The 24,656-nt window shown below is 39.9% G+C and carries 24 protein-coding genes; 15 read left to right on the top strand and 9 right to left on the bottom strand.

The features are described from left to right. Positions 1-67: 67 nt before the first annotated feature. From DCK90_RS10210 to DCK90_RS10195, 4 genes are all read left to right on the top strand, one after another. Positions 68-970 (top strand): DMT family transporter, encoded by a 903-nt coding sequence (locus tag DCK90_RS10210; RefSeq protein WP_108246111.1) that lies wholly within the window; start codon positions 68-70, stop codon positions 968-970. A 102-nt stretch (positions 971-1,072) separates the two neighbouring features. Next, complete coding sequence (locus DCK90_RS10205; protein WP_108246110.1) at positions 1,073-2,941, top strand: DNA topoisomerase IV subunit B; 1,869 nt, start codon at positions 1,073-1,075, stop codon at positions 2,939-2,941. 14 nt (positions 2,942-2,955) lie between these two features. Then, positions 2,956-5,583 (top strand): DNA gyrase/topoisomerase IV subunit A, encoded by a 2,628-nt coding sequence (locus DCK90_RS10200; RefSeq protein WP_108246109.1) that lies wholly within the window; start codon positions 2,956-2,958, stop codon positions 5,581-5,583. Positions 5,584-5,646: 63 nt separating this feature from the next. Next, positions 5,647-6,612, top strand: a complete 966-nt coding sequence (locus DCK90_RS10195; protein WP_108246108.1) for a sterol desaturase family protein — start codon at positions 5,647-5,649, stop codon at positions 6,610-6,612. 37 nt (positions 6,613-6,649) lie between these two features. Here the strand turns inward: DCK90_RS10195 and DCK90_RS10190 are convergent, their stop codons facing one another. Both DCK90_RS10190 and DCK90_RS10185 read right to left on the bottom strand, forming a co-directional pair. After that, entirely contained in the window at positions 6,650-7,027 is a 378-nt protein-coding gene (locus tag DCK90_RS10190) for a DNA topoisomerase IV (RefSeq protein WP_108246142.1), read from the bottom strand. 32 nt (positions 7,028-7,059) lie between these two features. Continuing rightward, positions 7,060-7,458, bottom strand: coding sequence for a helix-turn-helix transcriptional regulator (locus DCK90_RS10185; protein WP_108246107.1), 399 nt, complete (start codon positions 7,456-7,458; stop codon positions 7,060-7,062). Between the two features lie 283 nt (positions 7,459-7,741). Here DCK90_RS10185 and DCK90_RS10180 point away from each other — a divergent pair, with 283 nt between their 5' ends. The 3 genes from DCK90_RS10180 to DCK90_RS10170 all read left to right on the top strand — a co-directional run bounded on the left by DCK90_RS10180 (position 7,742) and on the right by DCK90_RS10170 (position 9,959). Then, positions 7,742-8,845 carry a M14 family metallopeptidase gene (locus DCK90_RS10180; protein WP_108246106.1) on the top strand — a complete coding sequence of 368 codons (1,104 nt, stop codon included), beginning with the start codon at positions 7,742-7,744 and terminating at the stop codon, positions 8,843-8,845. A 99-nt stretch (positions 8,846-8,944) separates the two neighbouring features. Then, positions 8,945-9,424 (top strand): Lrp/AsnC family transcriptional regulator, encoded by a 480-nt coding sequence (locus DCK90_RS10175; RefSeq protein WP_108246105.1) that lies wholly within the window; start codon positions 8,945-8,947, stop codon positions 9,422-9,424. A 16-nt stretch (positions 9,425-9,440) separates the two neighbouring features. After that, complete coding sequence (locus DCK90_RS10170) at positions 9,441-9,959, top strand: DinB family protein (protein WP_108246104.1); 519 nt, start codon at positions 9,441-9,443, stop codon at positions 9,957-9,959. Positions 9,960-9,961: 2 nt separating this feature from the next. On the opposite strand, the gene DCK90_RS10165 is transcribed toward DCK90_RS10170, so the two are convergent. Both DCK90_RS10165 and aroB read right to left on the bottom strand, forming a co-directional pair. Then, a complete protein-coding gene (locus DCK90_RS10165; protein WP_108246103.1) occupies positions 9,962-10,288 on the bottom strand; it encodes a hypothetical protein in 327 nt (108 codons plus the stop codon). Positions 10,289-10,382: 94 nt separating this feature from the next. Then, positions 10,383-11,438, bottom strand: coding sequence for a 3-dehydroquinate synthase (aroB, locus tag DCK90_RS10160; RefSeq protein WP_108246102.1), 1,056 nt, complete (start codon positions 11,436-11,438; stop codon positions 10,383-10,385). Between the two features lie 526 nt (positions 11,439-11,964). Between aroB and DCK90_RS10155 the strand changes: the two genes are divergently transcribed. Together DCK90_RS10155 and DCK90_RS10150 are read left to right on the top strand one after the other, a co-directional pair. Further along, the gene (locus DCK90_RS10155; protein WP_108246101.1) at positions 11,965-13,137 is read left to right on the top strand and encodes a proline dehydrogenase family protein; all 1,173 of its coding nucleotides are present in this window, start codon (positions 11,965-11,967) and stop codon (positions 13,135-13,137) included. A gap of 19 nt (positions 13,138-13,156) precedes the next feature. Then, positions 13,157-14,029, top strand: a complete 873-nt coding sequence (locus DCK90_RS10150) for a CPBP family intramembrane glutamic endopeptidase (RefSeq protein WP_108246100.1) — start codon at positions 13,157-13,159, stop codon at positions 14,027-14,029. A 6-nt stretch (positions 14,030-14,035) separates the two neighbouring features. Here DCK90_RS10150 and DCK90_RS10145 read toward each other — a convergent pair whose 3' ends face one another. From DCK90_RS10145 to porX, 5 genes are all read right to left on the bottom strand, one after another. Continuing rightward, on the bottom strand, positions 14,036-14,416 hold the full coding sequence (locus DCK90_RS10145) for a DUF4258 domain-containing protein (RefSeq protein WP_108246099.1): 381 nt from the start codon (positions 14,414-14,416) through the stop codon (positions 14,036-14,038). A 4-nt stretch (positions 14,417-14,420) separates the two neighbouring features. Then, complete coding sequence (locus tag DCK90_RS10140; protein WP_108246098.1) at positions 14,421-15,620, bottom strand: alanine dehydrogenase; 1,200 nt, start codon at positions 15,618-15,620, stop codon at positions 14,421-14,423. A gap of 45 nt (positions 15,621-15,665) precedes the next feature. Next, on the bottom strand, positions 15,666-16,217 hold the full coding sequence (locus tag DCK90_RS10135) for a hypothetical protein (protein WP_108246097.1): 552 nt from the start codon (positions 16,215-16,217) through the stop codon (positions 15,666-15,668). A gap of 402 nt (positions 16,218-16,619) precedes the next feature. Next, positions 16,620-17,036: a tRNA (adenosine(37)-N6)-threonylcarbamoyltransferase complex ATPase subunit type 1 TsaE gene (gene tsaE, locus DCK90_RS10130; protein ID WP_108246096.1), complete on the bottom strand. Its 417-nt coding sequence runs from the start codon at positions 17,034-17,036 to the stop codon at positions 16,620-16,622. Between the two features lie 7 nt (positions 17,037-17,043). After that, positions 17,044-18,588, bottom strand: a complete 1,545-nt coding sequence (gene porX / locus DCK90_RS10125) for a T9SS response regulator signal transducer PorX (protein ID WP_108246141.1) — start codon at positions 18,586-18,588, stop codon at positions 17,044-17,046. Positions 18,589-18,625: 37 nt separating this feature from the next. On the opposite strand from porX, the gene DCK90_RS10120 reads away from it, so the two are divergent. Genes DCK90_RS10120 through DCK90_RS10095 form a run of 6 tightly spaced genes read left to right on the top strand, consistent with a single transcriptional unit; the run spans position 18,626 to position 24,601 of the window. Then, positions 18,626-19,849, top strand: a complete 1,224-nt coding sequence (locus DCK90_RS10120; protein ID WP_108246095.1) for an HD domain-containing protein — start codon at positions 18,626-18,628, stop codon at positions 19,847-19,849. A gap of 23 nt (positions 19,850-19,872) precedes the next feature. Next, positions 19,873-20,910: a UDP-3-O-(3-hydroxymyristoyl)glucosamine N-acyltransferase gene (gene lpxD / locus DCK90_RS10115; protein WP_108246094.1), complete on the top strand. Its 1,038-nt coding sequence runs from the start codon at positions 19,873-19,875 to the stop codon at positions 20,908-20,910. Beyond that, positions 20,891-22,303 carry a bifunctional UDP-3-O-[3-hydroxymyristoyl] N-acetylglucosamine deacetylase/3-hydroxyacyl-ACP dehydratase gene (locus tag DCK90_RS10110; RefSeq protein ID WP_108246093.1) on the top strand — a complete coding sequence of 471 codons (1,413 nt, stop codon included), beginning with the start codon at positions 20,891-20,893 and terminating at the stop codon, positions 22,301-22,303. The genes lpxD and DCK90_RS10110 overlap by 20 nt, the downstream gene beginning before the upstream one ends. Continuing rightward, on the top strand, positions 22,304-23,089 hold the full coding sequence (gene lpxA, locus DCK90_RS10105; RefSeq protein ID WP_108246092.1) for an acyl-ACP--UDP-N-acetylglucosamine O-acyltransferase: 786 nt from the start codon (positions 22,304-22,306) through the stop codon (positions 23,087-23,089). It abuts the gene before it with no gap. A gap of 4 nt (positions 23,090-23,093) precedes the next feature. Then, a complete protein-coding gene (gene efp / locus DCK90_RS10100) occupies positions 23,094-23,660 on the top strand; it encodes an elongation factor P (RefSeq protein WP_108246091.1) in 567 nt (188 codons plus the stop codon). A gap of 5 nt (positions 23,661-23,665) precedes the next feature. Then, positions 23,666-24,601, top strand: a complete 936-nt coding sequence (locus DCK90_RS10095) for a UDP-3-O-(3-hydroxymyristoyl)glucosamine N-acyltransferase (protein WP_108246090.1) — start codon at positions 23,666-23,668, stop codon at positions 24,599-24,601. Positions 24,602-24,656: the final 55 nt, after the last annotated feature.

The raw sequence follows: 24,656 nt of genomic DNA, 5'->3' as shown, positions 1-24,656 counted from the left end.
GCGCTGGACATTGTAATCCAAGAAAATATTGCCTTGCTGTTTTCTGTACATAAAATAGCTTTGCTATATGTCCAGTAAAAGTTTGGGAATTCTATATGGGGTTTTGGGAGTAGTATTGTTCTCCTCCAAGGCCGTCATGGTAAAATTGGCATACCGCTACGATGTCGACACATTGGATTTGCTCCTGTTCCGAATGCTTTTTTCGCTCCCTTTCTACATTTTGATATTATTCTTGATTCGAAAAAAGTCATCAAACGCAAAAATCTCACCCAAAGATTATGCATGGCTTGCCTTGTTTGGTTTCGTTGGTTACTATTTGGCCAGTTATTTTGATTTTGAGGGGTTAAATTACATCAAAGCTGGCTTGGAACGTATTATTCTATTCGTATATCCGACAATAGTAGTTTTTCTTAGTTGGCTGATTTTCAAACAGAAGATAACCAAAGTGCAAGGTATTGCCATCTTGATTACCTACGTGGGTGTCCTCATTACTTTTTGGGATGAACTGGATGTTTCCGGCAACGAAGTCCTATTGGGAGGTTTTTTGGTGTTGTTGAGTGCCATCACCTATGCTTCCTATCTAGTGGGCAGCGGTTGGTTAATTCCCAAGTTTGGTGTACTCCGATTCACATGCTACGCCATGATCGTATCCACTATCTGTATTATAATTCATTATTTAGTTTCCGGTAATTGGCAATTTATGGACTATCCCTGGCCGGTGTATGCTTACGGTTTGGCCATGGCCATTTTTGCAACACTGATTCCATCATTTTTGGTCTCAGCTGCCATCGAAAGATTGGGAGCCAATAATTTTTCTATTTTGGGAAGCTTGGGACCTATTTCCACCATTTTGCTTGCGTTTGTGTTTTTGAACGAAAAACTCACATATTGGCAGTTGGTTGGAATGTTGGTTGTTATTTTTGGGGTGACATACCTGTCCATCCAAGGCAAAAAGCGGGCTAAAGGCTGATATATATTAACAATTATTGTTTTTCATTGTTGATTACTTTCTACCGTTCACCCTTTTATTTTTGCTCCTAAATTTTATATTGCAATGATTAACCCTTAACTCATGGCAGATACTCAATATACTGAGGATAACATCCGTTCGCTGGACTGGAAGGAGCATATTCGTATGCGTCCGGGGATGTACATCGGAAAATTGGGAGACGGTTCCTCCGCAGATGACGGTATTTACATTCTTTTAAAAGAAGTACTCGACAACTCCATCGACGAATTTGTGATGGGAGCGGGGAAGACCATTGAGATTACTATCAAAGAAAATACGGTCCACGTTCGCGACTACGGTCGAGGTATACCTATCGGGAAAGTTGTGGATGTTGTTTCCAAAATGAATACCGGTGGTAAGTACGACACCAGGGCCTTTAAAAAATCGGTAGGATTGAACGGGGTAGGTACCAAAGCGGTAAATGCACTTTCCACATATTTTAGGGTTGAATCCAACAGGGATGGGCAATCAAAATCTGCAGAATTTGAAGCAGGTAATCTGGTCAACGAAGAACTTTTGGAAGAGTCCTCCAGAAGAAAGGGAACCAAAGTGAGTTTTATTCCAGATGAGTCCATCTTCAAAAAATATAAATACAGAAACGAGTATGTGGAACGCATGCTCAAAAATTACGTCTACCTAAATCCAGGATTGACCATTGTTTTCAATGGCGAAAAATTCCATTCCGAAAATGGTTTGAAGGATTTATTGGAGGACAATAACAATGATGAGGATTTTCTTTACCCAATCATACATTTAAAGGGGGATGATATTGAGGTCGCAATGACCCATAGCAAAACCCAATACAGCGAGGAGTATCATTCTTTCGTAAACGGACAGCACACCACTCAAGGTGGAACGCACCAATCCGCATTTAGGGAAGCCGTTGTGAAAACGATTCGTGATTTCTACGGAAAAAATTACGACGCCTCAGATGTTCGCAAGTCCATTATATCGGCAGTTTCCATTAAAGTGATGGAGCCCGTTTTTGAAAGTCAAACCAAGACCAAACTCGGTTCCACCGATATGGGAGGGGATTTGCCCACGGTGCGTACCTACATCAACGATTTTATCGGGACGCAGCTAGATAATTATCTACACAAAAACCCTAAAACGGCCGAAGCACTCCAAAAAAAGATTGTTCAGGCCGAGAAAGAGCGAAAAGAGCTCTCGGGAATCCGAAAACTGGCGAGGGATCGAGCCAAAAAAGCAAGTCTACACAATAAAAAATTACGTGATTGCCGGGTTCACCTTCAGGACATGAAAAAGGATAGAAGGTTGGAATCTACCTTATTTATTACGGAGGGGGATTCCGCTTCTGGTTCCATAACAAAATCCAGGGATGTAAACACGCAGGCCGTATTTAGTTTACGGGGAAAACCGTTGAACTCCTACGGCATGTCCAAGAAAATCGTTTACGAGAACGAGGAGTTCAATTTGTTGCAGGCAGCACTCAACATTGAAGATTCCATGGAGGACCTGCGCTACAACAATATTGTAATCGCAACCGATGCCGATGTGGACGGAATGCACATTCGCTTGTTATTGATTACCTTCTTCTTGCAATTTTTCCCAGAATTGATTAAAGAAAACCACTTATATATTCTTCAAACCCCACTGTTCAGGGTCCGCAATAAAAAAGAGACGATTTATTGCTACAGCGACGAGGAACGGAAACAAGCCATTGAAAAACTTACCGGAAAAGCAGAAATTACCCGATTTAAAGGATTGGGTGAAATTTCACCGGATGAGTTCAAAAATTTCATTGGTGATGATATCCGTTTGGAACCCGTAATGCTGGACAAAGCCATGAGCATTGATGCCCTTTTGAAGTTTTATATGGGAAAAAATACACCTGACAGACAAGAATTCATTATTAACAACCTTAAAGTGGAACTTGATCTTGTCGAGGAAAACCAACTACAACCCAAATAATGCCGCCTTTCTAAATGGAAGAGAACGAAGAACTGAACGATGAAAGTTTAGAAAACCAAGACGAATCCCAAGATAGCCTGGTCAAGGTGACCGGGATGTACAAGGATTGGTTTTTGGATTATGCTTCTTATGTAATCTTGGAGCGTGCCGTACCCGCTATCGAAGACGGATTCAAGCCCGTACAACGGAGAATTATGCATTCACTCAAGGAGCTGGATGATGGTCGCTATAACAAAGTAGCCAATGTTGTCGGGCATACCATGCAGTACCACCCGCACGGTGACGCGAGTATTGCCGACGCCATGGTTCAAATTGGGCAGAAGGACCTCCTTATTGATACCCAAGGTAACTGGGGAAACATTTTAACAGGTGATGGCTCTGCTGCTCCACGTTATATTGAGGCAAGACTGTCCAAGTTTGCCTTGGAAGTGGTGTACAGTCCAAAAATTACGGAGTGGCAACTATCTTATGATGGTAGAAAGAAAGAGCCCGTAAATTTACCGGTAAAGTTTCCTTTGTTGTTAGCCCAAGGTGCAGAGGGGATTGCAGTAGGCCTTTCCACAAAAATACTTCCGCACAACTTTAACGAACTCATTGATGCATCAATAAAACATTTACAAGGCAAAAGATTTACCATAGTTCCAGACTTTCCGACAGCGGGCATTATTGATGTGACCAATTATAATGACGGGATGCGCGGCGGAAAAATCCGTGTAAGGGCCAAAATTTCAACTTTGGATAAGAATACCTTGGTCATCAATGAAATACCTTACGGCACCAATACCTCCTCTTTAATTGATTCCATCTTGAAGGCTAACGACAAGGGGAAAATCAAAATAAAAAAGATTGAGGACAACACGGCGGCCGAGGTAGAAATTCTGGTGCACTTGCCCAACGGCATCTCTCCGGACAAGACCATTGACGCACTCTATGCCTTCACGGCCTGCGAATCATCCATTTCCCCTTTGGGATGTGTCATCGAGGACAACAAACCGTTGTTTATCGGTGTAAAGGAAATGCTGGAAAGATCCACAGACAATACCGTGGAGTTACTTAAAGCGGAACTTCAAATTCAGTTGGATGAATTGGAAGAACAATGGCACTTCTCATCTTTGGAGCGAATCTTTATCGAGAATAGGATTTATCGTGAAATTGAAGAGGAGGAAACCTGGGAGGGCGTTATCGAGGCCATTGATAAAGGGTTAAAACCACATATTACCCACTTAAAAAGAGCAGTGACCAAGGATGATATCGTCAGGTTGACCGAAATTCGAATCAAGCGCATTTCAAAGTTTGATTTGGACAAAGCACAACAACTCATTGAAAGTTTAGAGGATAGAATCGCCCAGACAAAGCATCACTTGGAGCATTTGGTCGATTTTGCCATCGACTATTTCAAGGAACTCAAAAAGAAATATGGCGCTGGTCGCGAACGCCAATCCGAAATAAGAATTTTTGATGAAATTGAAGCTACTAAAGTAGTCATCAGAAATACAAAACTATACGTAAACCGGGAAGAAGGTTTCATCGGAACCTCTTTAAAAAGAGATGAATACGTTACAGATTGTAGCGACATCGACGACATTATCGTTTTTACCCAAAAAGGGGAGATGATGGTAACCAAAGTGGATTCGAAAGTCTTTGTCGGAAAAAACATAATCCATGTCGCGGTCTTTAAAAAGAAAGATAAGCGAACCATCTACAACATGATCTACAAGAGCATGAAGGGTGGCCCTAGTTATATCAAGAGGTTCAATGTTACCAGCATCACACGGGATAAGATCTATGATCTTGGCGGGGACAAATCATCTTCTGAAGTGCTATATTTTTCAGCTAACCCAAATGGAGAGGCCGAAGTGGTCACTGTACTGTTACGTCAATCCGGAAGCATCAAAAAATTGAAATGGGATATCGATTTTTCGGATGTGCTCATTAAAGGAAGAACATCCAAAGGAAATTTAGTTACTAAATATCCCGTAAAGCGCATCGAGCTTAAAGAAAAAGGGGTGTCCACTTTAAAGCCAAGAAAAATTTGGTTCGATGATGTGGTAAGCAGACTCAATGTTGACGGAAGAGGGGAATTGCTCGGGGAGTTTAGGGGCGATGACCTGTTGCTGGTAATTGACCAGAAAGGAATCGTAAAAACAATTCCACCCGATTTGCTCACACGTTTTAACGACGACATGATCGTGCTTGAAAAATGGAATCCGGACAAGCCGATTTCGGTAGTGCATTATGTAGGCGATAAGGAACGTTTTTACCTAAAACGCTTTTTGGTGGAAAACCTCAATAAGGAAGAAGTGGTCATTGACGAGGACCCAAAATCTCATTTAGAGCTGGTTTCTACCGACTGGAGGCCGATGTTGGAAATTGAGTTTATCAAGCCAAGAGGAAAAGAAGCCAAACCTAATCTGGAGGTTAATGTAGAGGAGTTTATATCGGTTAAAGGTATCAAGGCACTCGGAAATCAATTGACTCCGGATAAGGTCAAGAACATTAATGTTTTGGAGTCACTTCCTTACGAGGAACCCGAAGAGCAAGAGCCAGAGGATATAGAGGTAATCGACGAAGAGCAAATAAACAATGATGATACTGATATAGGGACAAAGAATGATAGTTCTGATCAAACTACTTTGTTTTAATGCTTTTTATAGCTAATTTCCCCAATTGAGTTACACACCAAACAGATTGCTTAATACATCTTTATGGATTTTACAAACCCGCTGGTATATGGCGTACCAGTTTTTATTGCTTTCATTTTACTAGAACTTACGTATAGCAAAACCCATGACCATGACCATAATCATGATCTTTACAATTGGAAGGATTTAGCTGCGAGCGGTTTTATGGGGATTGGATCTGCAATCTTGGGCCCATTGTTCAAGGTGGCCTTTGCCATTCTTCTTTTTGAAGGGACATATGAATTGTTCAATCCAGTAGTGGATGGGGTAAGAACAAATATTATGGGTTATGAATCCTTTGGATACGCTTGGTATGTTTGGATTTTGTGTCAATTAGGTGATGATTTCACGTACTATTGGTTCCATAGGGCAAATCATGAAGTTCGCATTTTATGGGCCGCACATATTGTTCATCACTCATCCGACAACTTTAACTTAGGGACGGCCATCAGGAATGGATGGTTCACCATTTTGTATAAACCTTTCTTTTATATGTGGTTGCCCGCAATTGGTTTTCCTCCAGAAATGGTTGTAGTTTGCTTGGGAATTGAAGCCTTATGGCAATTTCAACTACATACCGTTTATGTTCCAAAACTTGGATTTTTGGAGAAAATATTCAATACACATACCATGCACCAAGTGCATCACGCCCAAAACGTAGAGTATTTGGACAAGAACCACGGAGGATTCTTGAATATCTTTGATAAAATGTTTGGTACCTGGAAAGAACTGGACGATGATATTGATGTGAAATACGGTGTAATCCACGCCCCAAACTCATACAACCCCATGGTTATCCTTACGCATGAGTTCAAGGATATCTGGAACGATGTAAAAAAATCCAAAAAGCTTTCCCATAAATTGATGTACATTTTTGGACCTCCAGGTTGGAGTCACGATGGAAGCACGCTTACCGTGAAACAGCAACAACGATTGTTCAAAAAACATAAGGAAGCAAGTCCTGAACTCGCTTATCAAAGGCCAAACTAGTTTTACTAGTACCCGGCCAAAAAAACTTGGAAGATTATCAATCTATTTTGTGTGCCGTTCCTTTAAATTTTCGATTGTCACCAACAACATTGTACTCAAAAGTATATGAAGATTCTGTTGTGGTCAATATTTTGATATGAATCGGTTTTTCTTCAGCCTTGTTCTTAGGATTTAAATTTTTAAGAACGTATTCGCAATCATTTATCCATCGAATCGAAGAGGAATCCACCTTGCCTTCATATTCATCAACCTCCAAATCCAATGTTCGGCTAAAAGTTGTTTCTTTCTCTTCACCATTTACCATTGCGGTAAAAGTAAAGTTGCCCGTTTTAAAATCCGTACAGTTGCGCTGTGGGGGTTGACCGCAGGCTATAAAAAATAGCGCAATTAAACCGAAATAGAAGTGTTTTATCATAACCACAAAGAAACGGAATGTAGTGGAAAGGTTCAATCCTTTTTTGCGTTGAATGTATCAAAAGTACCATCCGAATAAAACATAACTATTTTATAAGGCTCTTTGTTGTGTTTTTGTCCTGTGACAGATTCTCTTCTGATTGGCTCAATCTTTAAATTTTCAATTTCAAGATCCGCTTTATTAGCAACAAGTTCTTCTTCAATATTATCTGTTTCAGGAAAATTTCCTTTTCCTTTCAACAACCAATCTAGTTTAACTTCGGGGTAGGTATCCACCAATTTCAGGACAAAATCAAGACTTGGCTTATTTCTCCCATTCAGCAAATGGGACATACTTGAACGTTGCACACCAATCGAATCAGCAAAGGCAGAAACCGAGAGTTCTAGGTGCTCAATAACCCTCTCAATACGTGAGATAATTTCTTTGTTCACAAATGTAAATTTTATAAATCAAAGATACCAAATTACATCTCATATAGCATAAAACAAAGACGTTATTCGTATTTTTGTTTAATGTGTTTCTCCATATAATACGCGTTATAATGTTGGTATATAAATAATTATAACCAATTAATTTTATAGTGTTTACATTGTGCAACTCCAGGGCTATCTGCAAGATCACAACGATTACAATTGTATACAAAATACGAATTGAATCTATTCACATTTGTAAATATAACTATGGTTACTTTTGTAAACTTCAATTGAAAACCTTATGCTCAACTATTCGTTGTTTAAAGAGAACTCCATTCAAGGACGATATATAAATATGGAATCCATACGGCCTTGTTTTGCTAAGATTCCATCAGTTGTGAAATGTATTGGCAAATCTGTCAATGGAGTTGATATTGATGCTTTTCAATTGGGAAAGGGGGAGAAAAAGATTCTAATGTGGTCCCAAATGCATGGCAATGAATCCACAACCTCAAAAGCGGTCTGGGATTTAGTGAACTTTTTAAACTCTAATGAGCCCGCTGCAATACATATAATGGAAGAGTGTGCCATTATGATAGTGCCAATGCTGAACCCTGATGGCGCCAATGCATACACACGCGTTAATAGTAACGATATTGACCTTAACCGCGATGCCAAGAATTTAACGCAGCCTGAAAGCGTTGCTTTTCGAGAATTGTTCGAATCATTCCAACCCGATTTCTGCTTTAACCTACATGACCAACGCACCTTGTTTAGTGCGGGAAAAACAAACAAGCCGGCCACAGTATCTTTTCTATCGCCCGCTAGCAATAAGGAACGGCACATAACGCCTAACCGCGAAATGGCCATGAAATTGATTGCTGCCATGAACCATATGCTCCAGACCCGTATTCCCGGGCAGGTGGGACGCTATGATGATGGTTTCAACGACAATTGTATAGGGGATACCCTTCAAATGTTGGGTGTGCCTACCATTTTATTTGAAGCGGGGCATTATCCGGATGATTATGAACGTGAGAAAACAAGGGAGCTTATTTTTTTCTCGCTCGTAGAGGTTCTTGGAATAATTTCGGAAGACCGAATCAATGATTTTAAGACAGGGGATTATTTCTCCATTCCAAATAACGACAAACTTTTTTTTGATGTTTTAGTAAAGCATCCCGAAGTGGTGAACTCCGAGTTTGAAGAGGGACATTCGGTAGGAATTCGATATAAAGAAGTGTTGGAGAATAAAAAAATCATTTTTCAACCAGAGATTGCTGAAATTGGGCCGCTGGAAGGTTTTTATGGGCACCTGACCATAGAATGTGTTGATTCCAAGGATTTTGGGTTTGAATCCTCCCAGAAAGAAATCCTCGATTTGCTTCTGAAAATCAATAAATAAAAGGAGTTTATCGGATGTTCTTGCATATTATTTAAAAAAGAACCATTTTTATTACGTAAATTTCCTTTTTTAACTACTTTTGCTGCAAAATTCAACGTAATGAACAAAGTTAAACTAGACGAGATAGATCATCAGATTTTGGATATGTTAATCGATAACACCCGTACACCCTTTACGGATATCGCAAAGAAATTGCTGATTTCTGCAGGTACGGTTCATGTCCGAGTCAAAAAAATGGAGGAGTCCGGAATCATTAAAGGCTCTTCCCTTACCTTGGATTACGTAAAGCTAGGGTACTCATTCATCGCCTATGTGGGCATTTTCTTGGAAAAAACACACCAAACAAAATTTGTTTTGGAAAGATTGAGCCAAATACCATACGTTACCGTAGCGCACATTACAACAGGGAAGTTCAATATTTTCTGCAAAATCCGTGCACGGGACACTACACATGCCAAAAACATCATTTTTAAGATAGATGATATTGAAGGTATAAGCAGAACGGAAACAATGATTTCCTTGGAAGAGAGTATCAACGATAAGAGACGTTTGATGCACACCATCTTCAACGAGCTGTAAGCACCTCACAATATTTATGGTACCATCAGAACTTCCATCCTCTGAATACAATCCCTTTTACCAGACCTATATCATGGCACTGGGCAATGTGGAATTGCTTGATGAGTTAAAGAACGGAAAAAAAACTTTTTTGTCCGTTTTTGAAGAAATACCAGAGGAAAGATTAAATTATGCCTATGCCGAGGGCAAATGGTCCTTGGCGGAGGCATTGGTACATATGATCGATACGGAACGTATTTTTCAATACAGGGCGCTTTGTTTTGCAAGGAACGACAAAACACCCTTGCCTGGTTTTGATCAGGATAATTACGTGCCCTTTTCCAATGCAGCAAACCGTTCCAAGCAAAGTTTAATTGAGGAGTACAAAGCGGTCAGGGAAGCAACGATTTCTCTTTTTGCCTCATTCGACGATGAAGCCATAAAAAGAATAGGGTTGGCCAGTGGTTCTAGAATGAGTGTTAGAGCCCTTGGTTTTATTATATGTGGGCATCAAACACATCACCTTCACATTATCCAAGAACGTTATTTGGATTGATATCAATAGTCCTCATCTTCGCCCATCTCTTCTGAGGTGGTTTCAAAATTTTCAAAAGAATCCTGCTCAAATTCAGAAGCTATCAATTCCTTATCGAGTTCCTTTTCTATAGTTTCCTCGAAACTGGCTATAAAATTAGAAAGGCTCTTACTGATTTTCACCAAATATAGGGTGTCTTCCGTTTGGACTTCCACTGCATCGATTACTTCCCCATTTGGTTTTTTTATGGTAATAATATCATTGTCCCCGTAACCATCAGGATAGGAGTCAATTAGTTTTGCAGCCACATCATGGCTCAACTTTTTGTAGTCAATCAAAATTCGTTTCATAATGGTTAGTTATTAAAAGTGTTCCTAAACTAGGAATTTTCGAATCTGATGAACTCAAAGAGTTGTAAACGTAAAAAAGAAGTATATAAAAAGTTTATTCCTTGTAGTAAGCGAAGGCTTTGGAAAACAATTCTTCAGGGATTTTTATGTCCGTAGCAGCATTGCCGATGTCCTGGAGCAATACAAAATTTACATTGCCGTGCGAATTCTTCTTATCGTATTTGAGTAACTGTAGAATTGCATCAATATCATCTTCGGTAAACTCGACTTTGTCAAAATAAGTTAGGAACGCCTTCTTGATTTCGTCCAGAGCCAATTTTGAAAGCCCTCTAAGCTCATGCGATAAATAACCTTCCAAAATCATCCCAGCAGCAATCGCCTCTCCGTGCAACAATGTTTTTTTATTGGGATTGTCCAAGCAATAGGATTCGATAGCGTGGCCCAAGGTATGTCCAAAATTTAAGATTTTACGCACCCCTTGCTCTGTTGGGTCCTGTAAAACAACATCATTTTTAATTGCGATAGACTTTTGGATACGAGCCGCATCCGTAAAATCTCCTTTAGCTACGATATCTTCCCAATACGCCTTGTCCCGGATAAGACCATGCTTCAGCATTTCCGCATATCCGCTTTTCGTTTGGCGTGCATCGAGCGTTTTTAGAAATTTAGGGAAAATCAAAACCATCTGTGGCTGATTGATGACACCAACTTGATTTTTTAACGAGCCAAGGTCAACCCCCGTTTTGCCACCAATGGACGCATCCACCATAGAGAGCAGGGTAGTGGGGATATTGATAAAATCGATTCCTCTTTTAAAAGTTGAGGCTACAAATCCTCCCATATCGGTCAGTACGCCACCTCCAAGATTGATCAGGATACTTTTGCGGTCACCATCAAAATTGGAAAGATCCTCCCAAAGTTGCAAACAGGTGTGGATATGCTTGTTTTCCTCCCCGGATTTTATTTCAAGTAGGGAATCAATGCTATGGTCAAAGATTTCTTTAAAAATAGGCAAACAATGCTCCTTGGTGTTTTCGTCCACCAATAGGAATATTTTTGAATAATTTTTATTGGCAATATGCTGGTTAATCGCCGCTTTTGCCAATTCATCTAAATGTACTTCGTAGGATTGTGATTTTACCGACTCCATAATTTTAATTACACCACTAAATAAAGACTATTTTTATATTTAAGCCCCTTGCCGGCTAACTTATATCAAAATCTTAATAGGTTGATTCTTTTTTTGCTGATTATGTTATATTCGGAACAAGCTACTTAACAAAAAGAATTCGTCACTTTTATAGCAATTCCTGTTTGGTTGAAGTTCGCACCCATTAAATTATTTCGTTTTTTTTCTTCTGGTGAACCACCTTGTTTCTTGTGAATCCATGTTGGATAAAAATCTGCATGGTTTAAGTTAATTTTTATCTTTTCCAGTGCAAAAATATAGAATCTGCGTGACTATATTTGGAAGCGTAAAATGCATAGGTTTTGAATAGATTTTTCATTCAACAACAAGGCATTTTCAAAATAAGAAATACTGTTCTGGTTTTCAATGTTTTGAGTTGAGGAATTATGTAGAAGAATACATCTTGAACTTATCGATCCCGTGTTCCAAGCATTAAAAATCAGAAAATATAGAACAATAGACCTAGGGTCTTAATGCCTAGTTTTGAATGCGACCGAATTTTGAGAACACTGCCATAGCTTTTGAGCTAAAGTCGGACTCCCAGTTGGAGCGAGCTTATTTTCTTTTTAAAATGATTTCCATAGAACCTTTGGTTAAGATAGGAACCACCTTGACAAATGTTGCCATAAAAGCCCATTTGCCTGTAGAGGGATTGATTAGGACCACAGTATTCGACCATTTTTGTGGTGGCGTAAACGAAAAGGACTGTTTGCCCATTATAGATAATATGTATGGTAACGGAGTTTGTTCGGTACTCGATTATTCTGCCGAGGGGAAATCAGTGGACAATCAGTTTGATTTTGCCATGGAAAAAACTCTGGAAATCTTGGATTTTGTCAAAGAAAAGGACGCTTTGCCCTTTGCCGTGTTCAAGCCTACCGGTTTTGGAAGGTTTAAATTGTTCGAAAAAGTTACTGCCGGCACCAAGTTGACAGAAAAGGAACAGGCAGAGTGGGGAAGAATCGTGAACAGATTCGAAAAAGTCTGCCAAAAAGCCCACAATCTTGATGTTTCCCTTTTAATTGATGCCGAGGAAAGTTGGATGCAAGATGCAGCCGATGATTTGGTTTTGGACATGATGCGCAAGTACAACAAGGAAAAAGCAGTTGTCTTCAACACCTTCCAGATGTACCGTTGGGACCGTATGGGCTACATCATAAAATTACACGAAGCTGCCAAAGAAGAAGGTTTTAAAATTGGCGCTAAAGTGGTTCGCGGTGCCTACATGGAGAAAGAGAATGACAGGGCCGACGATAAAGGTTATGAAAGTCCTATCTGCAAAAGCAAACGATTGACCGATGAGAACTTTGATGCTGCCATTGATTATATGATGGAACACTTGGAGTATTTTTCCATATTCGCAGGAACCCATAACGAGCAAAGTACCCTCAAATTGGTAGATTTAATGGAAGAGCGTAAAGTTCCTGAAAATGACGCTAGGATTTGGTTCGGTCAGTTGTTCGGGATGAGCGATCATATTACCTATAACTTGGCCGCCAGTGGTTATAACTCTGTAAAATATATTCCATACGGGCCTGTTCGTGATGTAATGCCCTATTTGATTAGAAGGGCAGAAGAAAACACTTCCGTGGCCGGGCAAACCTCTAGGGAACTTACTTTGATTACCAAAGAGCGGAAACGTAGGAAGATGGCAGATTGAACAACTTATAAGTGTGGTAATGGAGGAAAATGATATAAAGGGTTGGCAGCGTGTACTCCTATTAGTTTTACCTTATCTATTTTTTGTGGGTATTTTTCAATTTGTAGGTATGGTCGTTTCTGGGCAGGAGACTTCCGTAGCTGAAGTTGGGATTCAGGAAGAGACAACCCTTCAAAGAATTATTGTTGCCGCGTTTGGATTAATGGGTTTTCTTTTGCTTATCTCCTTGTTCATGAAATATGTGGACAAAAAGTCCTTCCTTGATCTTGGCCTTTATTTTAAAAATAACGGCAAGGATATTTTATTTGGGGTTTTAGCGGGTCTTTTAATAATGGGCATGGGGTATGGCTTGCTTGTTTTGTTTGGACAATTGGAGTTCAAAGAAATGAATTTCATAGGAATTGAATTTCTTTTGACACTAGTGCTGTATACTATTGTTTCCTTTTCGGAAGAGGTTTTGTTAAGAGGTTATATTCTTCGCAATTTCATGGAATCGATGAACAATTTTTTGGCTTTACTCCTTTCAGCTATACTGTTCTCTATAATGCACTCAGCTAATCCGAATATTTCATGGATAGGATTTGTCAACTTGTTTTTGGCAGGAATTATTATGGGCTTACCTTACATTTACACTAAAAGTCTCTGGTTTCCCATTGCATTTCACTTCAGTTGGAACTTTTTTCAATCATTATTTGGGTTTAACGTAAGCGGGATGAATTCATATTCATTGATTGAATTTTCGTTTTCCGAAAGAAATATAATTAATGGAGGTGATTTTGGGTTTGAAGGATCTTTATTATCAATATTATTACAGATATCTTTGATTTTCACTCTGTACTTCACCTATAGACACAGTAAGCAAAAAAATAATTTGACCAAAATAGTTAACTAAAAAACATCAATCATCTCGATTATTGTACACATTTTCAATGATTATCTTCTCCTCACAATTCTTGGCCTTTAATTCCAGTTCCTGACCCTTGTATTCATGAGAAATGTAATAGGTTTTGCAGGGTTCGGATTTGGTATCGCTCTTTCCAAAATCCACATTTCCGTCTTTTAAAAAGGACTTAATTATCAGGGTATCCTGATATTGTTCGGGAAGCGATTCAGAGAAAATCAGTGGTTTGGAGCGCATGTCCTTGAGCACTCTGCAATTGGGTAAATAGCAAAAATCCAATCCTTCCTCACCTGATTTTTTCTTCAATATAAAAACCAAAAAAATCAATCCAATGGACAGTCCAACCAAGTACCATCCCAATCGTTTTAAAAATGCCATTTATTTAAAAAATAAGAAAGTTAATATCGTTGTAGCTCAGGCCGAACCAATCACCTACGGATTTGTTCGTTAAAATCCCGTGATACATGTAAAGTCCATTGCGCAGGCCTTTATCAAATCTTAACGAGTGTTCTAGACCGCCCTCTTCACCGATTTTCAACAAATAGGGTGTAAAAATATTGCTAATGGAAATGGAGGAAGTCCTTGGATACCGCGAAGGAATGTTGGGCACCCCGTAATGAATGACTCCATATTTCTCGAAAGTCGGTTTTCTGTGTGTAGTTACCTCAGAAGTTTCAAAACAGCCTCCCATATCAATACTTACATCGATGATCACGGCACCTTTTTTCATGTTTTCCACCATGGATCGGGAAACCACAACAGGAGAACGGTCCTTTCCGCGCGTGGCACCGATGGCCACATCACAACGCTTTAGGGATTTCAATAAATTTTTAGGCTGTACAGTGGAGGTGTATACCGTTTGCTTTAAATTGGCCTGCAGCGCTCTCAATTTACTGATGGAGTTGTCAAAGACCTTGATATTTGCACCTAGTCCAATAGCAGACCTAGCCGCAAACTCGCCCACAGTTCCGGCACCGATTATCACTACTTCAATTGGTGGAACGCCGCTAATGTTGCCAAACATCAATCCGTTGCCCGTGTTGGGGTTTGATATTAGTTCGGAGGCTATCAAAATAGAGGAAGTTCCCGCTATTTCACTTAATGAACGGACTGCCGGGTAGTTTCCATCGTCATCCCGTATATATTCAAAAGCTATGGCCGTTAACCTGCTTTTGGCCATTTTTTCAAAATACTCCTTGTTTTGGGTCTTTATCTGAAGTGCAGAGATAACAATGGTCTGCGGATTCAACATTTCAATTTCCGAAAGAGTAGGGGGCTCCACTTTTAAAATGATGGGGCAGGAGAAAACTTTCTTTGTATCTCTGGTTATTTCCGCACCCGCATTGGTATAATCAATATCGGAAAAATTGGCACCTTCCCCAGCTCCGGATTCCAGCAATACTCGATGTCCGTTGGCTGTAATGGCATTGACGGCATCTGGAGTAAGGCAAACCCGCTTTTCTTGATACTGGTTTTCTTTGGGTATACCGATAAAAAGTTCGCCTTTTTGTTTAGTGACCTCCAAGGTTTCTTCTTGGGGAAGCAATTGTTGTTTGCTAAATGGGGAGGAAGCGTGGCTCATATGGAGTAAATCTATGCAAGATGCCGATTTGACATTTGAGCAAATTTACATTTTTTTTGAAACGCTCTTTTGACGCTGTTCCAATTTCTCGCGTTCCTTGCGTAATTCTTCTTTCTCCTTTAAAATTTGAAGTTCGGTATCCATAGCATCCAAATCGATTCCATGTACGTGCTTGTCCACCAGTTTTATTCTTATAAAATATACCACAGGTACAACAACCATGGTGACTGCCACAACATACAGAATCTCATTCTCATCGATTCGTTCACTATTTGAATAGTTCAATGCAGTGAATAATTGAAAACTGTACATGGACAATGGAATCAATATGGCATGGTACCACCAATTTTTGGAGGTAACAAACCATATCACCAATAGTAACAAAGGAACAAATTTATTGAAGTAATAATAAATTGCAGTAGAGACCTCACCAAAATTATTTTCTTTGAACTCAATACCAAAATAAGTCCAAGTGGTGCTGCCTGGCGGAATGGGAAGATATTTGTAACAATAAAATAGAATGGGAGTTATAGCGATTATAAATGCTACGGCCCCTTCAATTATAAACCTTTTTCTTACAGTAGACTTTTTGCTCATCACTCTTGTAAACTCAAAAAATCCATGAATATTGTAAAAAAATAACCCCTTCTTGAAAAAAAAGGGGTTAAACGGTTGTTGGATAAAGAAGTAACTTAGATTTTAACTAATTTCTTCTTTTCAATGCTTACTGTTTGATTGTCGTCAAAAGTAACTGTAGTAGATACAGCGGTCATTGCCAAAAATGCAACAGCTAGCAATCCAAAAAAAACTTTTTTAGTGTTCATCGTAAAAGAGTTTTTGGTTAATAAATGAATTAATTCACATTGCAAATGTAGGAAAATATTTCAACCCACCATACGTTTTACCGATAAAATTGGTTTTTAAACGCAAAAAATCAACGTTTTATCGAAAAACACTTGCTCTGTGCAATAATTTTTTTGAAGATATACCAATACTATTTTAGGAAATATTTAACTCGATTGAACGTGTGCTTTCCTCGATAAAGTGCAGGAATACGCTTACGGCATCATTGGGAAGCAATGAAGGTATTTTTTCTGGCCACTCAATAAACAACCAAGCATCGGAGTTTAAATAATCTTCAAAACCCATGTCCAGTGCTTCTATTTCATCATTAAGTCGATAAAAATCGAAATGATAGGCTATAGGTTTATCATTAACATCGGAATATTCATTTACCAAACCAAAAGTGGGGCTGCTTGTGATATCCACAGCTCCCAACTGCTCAACGACAGCCTTCACCAAAGTCGTTTTGCCTACTCCCATATCTCCATAAAGGCATACGACCTTGTTTGGTGCCTTTTCCAATAATTCTTTGGCCACTTCGTGGATTTCATTCAATTGAAAAGTTCTCTTCACTCCGATATTATTTAGGGTCCAAAACTACAAAAGGGACAATCATTTCTTCCAAAGAAACACCACCATGTTGATAGGTATTCCGATAGTAACTTACATAATGATTGTAATTGTTCGGATAGGCAAAAAACAGGTCGTTCTTAGCAAAAATGAAACTGCTGCTCAAATTAATGTTGGGCAAATGGATTTCCTGTGGGTTTTTGGTAGCTAACACGTCCTTCTCCTGATAGGTGAGACTTCGTCCAGTTTTATAGCGTAGATTCAAACTGGTTTCACGGTCGCCGATTACCTTGGAGGGCTGGTTTACATTAATGGTCCCGTGATCCGTGGTCAAAATCAATTTCATCCCCAAGGCTTGGGCCTGCTGGATAATCTCCAGCAACGGTGAATTTTTGAACCAGCTCAAGGTGAGCGACCGATAGGCCTTATCGTTGGAGGCCAGCTCTTTTACCACTTCCATTTCGGTTTTGGAATGGGAGAGCATATCCACAAAATTATAGACCACCACGGTAAGATTATTATTCTTTTGAGTCTTAAAGTTTTGGGCGAGTTGTTTCCCCTGTTTTAGGTTGCTTATTTTATGGTATTCCCATTTAAGGTTCAATCCCAATCTTTTAAGCTGTTCGCCCAAAAAATCAGATTCATGCAAATTTTTGCCGCCTTCGTCCGTATCGTTTTTCCACCAGTCTGGATAACGTTTTTCCATTTCGGAGGGCATCAAACCGGAAAAAAGTGCATTACGGGCATACTGTGTTGCAGTTGGCAGAATACTAAAATAGGCGCATTCCTGTTTCTTTTTATAATGAACGGACAATGTTTTCTCAAAAGCCAACCATTGGTCATACCTTAAATTATCTATGACCACCATAAGAGTTTTGCTATCATCAAGCTCGGGGACTACTTTGCTTTTAAAAAGGGTATGGGACATCACAGGAGCTTCACCGTCCTTGAACCAACTCTTGTAGTTCTTATCTACAAACTTGCCGAACTGCGAATTGGCCTCCACTTTTTGGGATTCCAAAATTTCGAACATGCCCGAATCTTCGATTTGTTCCAGTTCCAACTCCCAATAAATCAATTTCTTGTACAGTTCTACCCACTCCTCTTGCGTATTGATCATGGAAAGATCCATGGCTATTTTACGGAATTCCTGTTGGTAATTGGCCGTGGTCTTTTCTGAGACCAAGCGTGAATTGTCCAAACTCTTTTTTAAGGAAAGAAGGATTTGATTTGGATTCACGGGCTTGATCAAATAATCTGCTATTTTGGACCCAATGGCCTCGTCCATAATATATTCCTCTTCACTTTTGGTGATCATTACAACCGGAATGGAGCCATCATACTTCTTAATTTCTGTCAAGGTTTCCAGACCGGACAGTCCGGGCATGTTCTCATCCAAAAAAACAATGTCAAAAAAAGTATTTGTCACTTCTTCAATGGCATCTTGTCCACTTTGGCTGGTCACTACCTTGTAGCCTTTGCTCTCTAGGAATAATATATGGGGTTTTAATAGGTCTATTTCATCATCGACCCAAAGAATTGTTATCTTGTTCATATAGTGTTTATCTTTGTGGAAAATAAAACAAAAATCCTTGGTAAAAACCAATAAACTTAATGTTTTCAACGACCCAATTTACGGTTTTATTGGAACTCCCAACGAACTAATTTTTAGTCTGATATCGCATCCTTACTTTCAAAGGTTGAGGCGGATATCCCAAATGGGGTTGTCCTATTTGGTCTATCCAGGTGCGCATCACACGCGCTTCCATCATGCATTGGGCAGTATGCATTTAATGACGAAGGCCATTCAGGTGTTAAAGTTAAAAAATGTAGAAATCACTAAAGAAGAAGAGGAAGGATTATTATGTGCCATTTTGCTGCATGATATAGGCCACGGCCCATTTTCACATGCTTTGGAAGGTTTTGTGGCCAAAGAAATTAGCCACGAGCAGATTTCCTTGAAATTTATGATGGAACTCAATAAGGAGTTTAATGGACAATTGGATATCGCCATTTCCATCTTTAAGGGAGATTATCCCAAACCTTTTTTAAATCAGTTAGTATCCAGTCAATTGGACATGGATCGTTTAGATTACTTAAAAAGAGATAGCTTCTACTCAGGTGTCACGGAAGGGAACATAAATTCGGAGCGGTTGATTTCCATGTTGAATGTAGTCGACGGCAACTTAGTTGTGGAAGAGAAAGCCATTTATGCGGTAGAAAAGTTTTTGATGGCCCGTAGATTCATGTATTGGCAGGTGTACCTGCACAAAACGGGATTGGTAGCAGAGCAACTACTGGTTCGTATAATGCAGCGCGCAAGATTTCTGCTTAGTCAAGGGGAGCAACTAGCCGCAAGCGAACCTTTGCTATTTTTTCTGAAGAATAACCATTCTTTGGATTTCAATACCCAAATTCTGAAGACTTTTGCCCAACTGGATGATATAGATATTATGGGCGCTCTAAAAAATTGGCAGTTCCATGATGATTTTGTGTTATCCAAGCTATGTGAAATGTTATTGAACAGACGACTTTTGCATATTAAAATCAAAAAGCGACCCATTGCAACGGAAAAATTGGATGAAAAGTTGGAATGGATCACCAAAAAGCATGATCTTTCCGTTGAAGAAGCATCCAATTTCGTATTCCAGGGAGAAATATCCAATAAAGCATACAGTAAGGATGAGGCCATTCAAATTTTAAAAAAGAACGGAAAAATTTCAGATGTAGTTAAGGAGTCTGACCAGCTCAGCCTTAAAGCGCTTGCCGAAACGGTAACCAAATATTACAGCTGTTATCCAAAGAAAGCCGTTTAACAAATTTTGTTACTTTTGCACCAATGAAATTTACAGCTACCCAAATTGCCGGAATCTTAGAAGGGGAAGTTGAGGGAAATCCTCAAATCGCTGTCCATAAGTTGTCCAAGATCGAAGAAGGAGAGCAAGGCTCACTGACCTTTTTGGCCAATCCAAAATACACCTCTTATATCTATTCCACCAAGGCATCCATTACTATAGTGAACAAGGATTTTGTACCGGAGCAATCCGTTTCCACAACGCTCATAAAAGTGGAGGATGCCTATAAATCCTTTTCCAAACTATTGGAGTATTACAATCAGGTAAAAAACAATAAGATAGGAGTGGAAAATCCCTGCTACATATCTGAAACGGCGAAATACGGCGAAGGATTTTATCTTGGTGCATTCGCGTATCTAGGTGATAATGTAAAAATTGGTGATAACGTTAAAATATACCCAAACGCTTACATTGGCGATAATGTGAGCATTGGCAACAATGTTATTGTTTTTGCAGGTGCAAAAATATATTCGGAGACCATTATCGGAAACAATTGTGTAATCCATGGTGGAGCAATTATTGGGGCGGACGGATTTGGTTTTACCCCTAATTCCAACGGCGAATACAGTAAAGTGCCCCAGACGGGGAACGTGATCATCGAAGATAACGTGGACATTGGTGCCGGCACCACAATAGACCGAGCCACCTTAGGCTCCACTATTTTAAGAAAAGGCGTAAAACTGGATAATCAGATTCAGATTGCGCATAATGTTGAAATTGGCGAGCATACGGCCATTGCAGCACAAACCGGAGTAGCAGGTTCCACTAAAATTGGCAAGAACTGCCTGATCGGAGGCCAAGTGGGAATCGTTGGGCACATCACCATAGGTGATAGGGTGCGAATACAAGCACAATCCGGAATTGGAAGAAATGTAAAAGATGATGAAGCGCTTCAAGGTTCACCTGCTTTGAACTATGGGGACTTCAATAAATCATATGTACACTTTAAGAATTTGCCCAAACTGGCAAGTCAAATCTCTAACATAGAAAAAAGAGTTGAAGGTGAGCAAACCAAGCAATAAACAACGCACCATTGGCAAAAAAGTAACGCTACAAGGTGTAGGACTACATACGGGTGAAAACGTAACCATGAGCTTTTTGCCCGCGGACGAAAATCACGGTTTTGCGTTCCAAAGAATTGATTTGGAAGGTGAACCCATTATTGAGGCCGATGCCAACTATGTGGTGAATACCCAAAGAGGCACTAATCTTGAAAAGAACGGTGTTAAAATCCACACTTCGGAACATGTGCTCGCTGCACTAGTGGGATTGGATATCGACAACGTCTTAATTGAGCTCGATGCCCCCGAACCACCCATTATGGACGGTTCATCAAAGTTTTTTGTGAAAGCTTTGGAAGAAGCCGGTATCGTGGAGCAAGATGAAGAAAGAGAAGAATATGTTGTAAAGGATGTTATTTCCTATAAAGATGAAACCACAGGCAGTGAAATTACTATTATTCCTTCGGATGAATATCAAGTGACCACCATGGTGGATTTTGGTACAAAGGTGTTGGGCACACAAAATGCCACGTTGGAAAAAATGTCCGATTTTAAGGCTGAAATCGCGGATTCGCGTACATTCAGTTTTCTTCATGAACTCGAGATGTTATTGGAAAACGGCCTAATTAAAGGTGGTGACCTCAATAACGCCATCGTTTATGTCGACAAGGAGATTTCTGAGTCTACCATGAAGAAGCTTGAAAAAGCTTTTGGAAAGGAAAAACTGTCCGTAAAGCCTAATGGCATTTTAGATAATTTGACTTTACACCATCCCAATGAAGCAGCACGACACAAGCTGCTGGATGTTATCGGTGATTTGGCCTTGGCCGGAACACGTATTCGTGGAAAAGTAATCGCAAATAAACCTGGACATTTTGTGAACACACAGTTTGCCAAAAAACTGTCCAAAATCATCAAAATAGAAAAGAGGAACAAAGTTCCCAGCTATGATTTGAATCAAGAGCCTTTAATGGATGTGAACGAAATCATGGCAAGGTTGCCGCACCGTCCTCCATTTTTATTGGTGGATAAAATTTTGGAACTTTCCGACTCACATGTTGTCGGGGTCAAAAATGTGACCATGAACGAGCCATTTTTTGTTGGCCACTTCCCCGGAGCGCCTGTTATGCCAGGGGTATTGCAGGTTGAAGCCATGGCGCAAACTGGAGGGATACTTGTTTTGAGCACGGTTCCGGACCCTGAGAATTACCTGACTTTCTTTATGAAGATAGATAAGGTGAAGTTCAAGCAACAAGTAGTTCCGGGAGACACCTTAATATTTAAATGTGATTTGATATCTCCGATCAGGAGAGGGATTTGCCACATGCAAGCCTACGCTTATGCCAATGGAAAATTGGTGTCGGAAGCTGAATTAATGGCCCAAATCGTAAAAACAAAAAATACAGATTCGTAAATGAACCAACCTCTAGCATACGTACACCCAGGAGCTAAAATTGCCAAAAACGTGGTAATTGAACCCTTCACCACCATACACAACAATGTTACAATCGGTGAAGGAACTTGGATTGGTTCCAACGTTACCATAATGGAAGGTGCCCGAATTGGAAAAAACTGTAGTATTTTTCCAGGAGCGGTAATTTCTGCAATGCCCCAAGACCTTAAATATCAAGGTGAGGAGACTACAGTTGTAATTGGTGACAATACCACGATTAGAGAATGTGCCACGATCAATAAAGGCACTTCCGACCGTATGAAAACGGTGATCGGAAACAATTGTTTAATTATGGCCTATTGCCATGTCGCACATGATTGTTTTGTAGGTGATGGCTGTATCTTCAGTAACAATTCCACATTGGCAGGTCATGTTACCATTGGTCAGAATGTGGTTTTGGCTGGAATGGTTGCTGTGCATCAATTTGTATCCATTGGAAACCATGCCTTTGTAACCGGTGGTTCTTTGGTTCGTAAAGATGTACCTCCCTATGTAAAAGCAGCAAGGGAGCCCCTTTCATATGTGGGTATCAATTCCATTGGATTACGAAGAAGAGGTTTCGAGTCCGACAAGATTCGTGAGATTCAAAATATTTATAGACTGCTCTATCAACAAAATTATAACAATTCCCAAGCGGCATCCATTATTGAAGCTGAAATGGAGGCAACTCCAGAGCGAGATGAGATTCTTCAATTTATACGAGATTCGCAGCGTGGAATTATGAAAGGTTATTTCAGTTCAAATTAAATTTATGGCAAGTACTTCTGATATAAGAAAAGGATTGTGCATCAAGTACAATCACGATATCTACAAAATCGTAGAATTTCTTCATGTGAAACCCGGTAAAGGACCTGCATTTGTCCGTACCAAATTGAAAAGTGTCACCACTGGAAAGGTGATTGACAATACATTTTCCGCAGGACATAAGATTGAAGATGTCCGTGTAGAAACACGTAGCTATCAATTTTTGTACAGTGAAGGTGAGACCTATCACTTCATGAACACGGACGACTACACTCAAATTGCCTTGCAAAGGGATGCTCTTGATGCTTATGACCTCATGAAAGAGAGCGAAGTCGTTACAATCATTTTCAACGCAGAGGATAATATGCCGCTTTCTGTTGAAATGCCTGCCAGTGTTGTTTTGGAAGTGACCCATACGGAGCCCGGTGTTAAAGGGAACACGGCGACCAATGCTACCAAGCCGGCTACCGTTGAAACAGGAGCCAGTGTTAATGTACCTCTTTTCATCAACGAAGGTGACAAGATCAAGATCGATACGGAGAAAGGCGCTTACTTGGAACGTGCTAAAGAATAGCCTTAATGAAATTCCCGAAAACGTATACTTTAAAGGAAATTTCGGAAATCATTGCCTGCGATTTTGTTGGTGATGAAAACTTTCCTGTACTTGGCATGAATGAAATCCACGTAGTGGAAGCAGGGGACATCGTATTTGTGGATCATCCCAAATATTATGACAAAGCCCTACAATCAGATGCGACGGTGGTACTCATCAATAAACAAGTGGAATGCCCGCAAGGCAAGGCATTGCTCGTTTCCGATGATCCTTTCAGGGATTTCAATAAGTTGACCCGACATTTCAAACCCTTTGAAACTGCAGCTTCAACTATAGCTGAATCAGCAGAGATAGGGGAGGGTACCGTTATTCAGCCCAACGTTTTTGTTGGAAACCATGTGAAAATCGGTAAAAACTGCGTGATTCATCCAAATGTAACGATTTACGATAGATGCATTCTTGGTGACAATGTAACCATTCATGCAGGAACTGTGCTGGGCGCCGATGCGTTCTACTACAAAAATAGACCAGAAGGTTTTGATAAATTACTTTCTGGAGGGAACGTCGTAATCGGAAATAATGTAGATATCGGGGCTGGATGTACCATAGATCGTGGTGTAACCGCATCAACAACCATTAAGGAAGGATCCAAATTGGATAACCAAATCCAAGTTGGGCATGATACGATCATAGGCAAAAAATGCTTGATTGCATCCCATGTTGGCATCGCCGGCTGTTGCACCATCGAGGACGAAGTGACCCTTTGGGGACAAGTAGGCATCACAAGCGGTGCGACCATTGGCAAAAAAGCAGTCGTCTTGGCACAATCAGGTATTTCAAAATCCCTTGAAGGCGGCAAAACCTATTTTGGTTACCCAGCAGAGGAAGCGCGCGAAAAACTTAAACAGATCGCATACATTAAAAAGATTCCAGAAATCTTGAAAAAACTGAAAAAGATTTAAGAAATCAATAGATAAAAACTTTAGTAAACTATATTTTTGTATCTCTACATTAAGT

Origin of the sequence: Muricauda brasiliensis (assembly GCF_003057865.1) — a bacterium.
Taxonomy (GTDB): domain Bacteria; phylum Bacteroidota; class Bacteroidia; order Flavobacteriales; family Flavobacteriaceae; genus Flagellimonas; species Flagellimonas chongwuensis.
The sequence above is the reverse complement of the archived record's forward strand: the minus strand, read 5'-3'. Positions and strand labels throughout refer to the sequence as shown.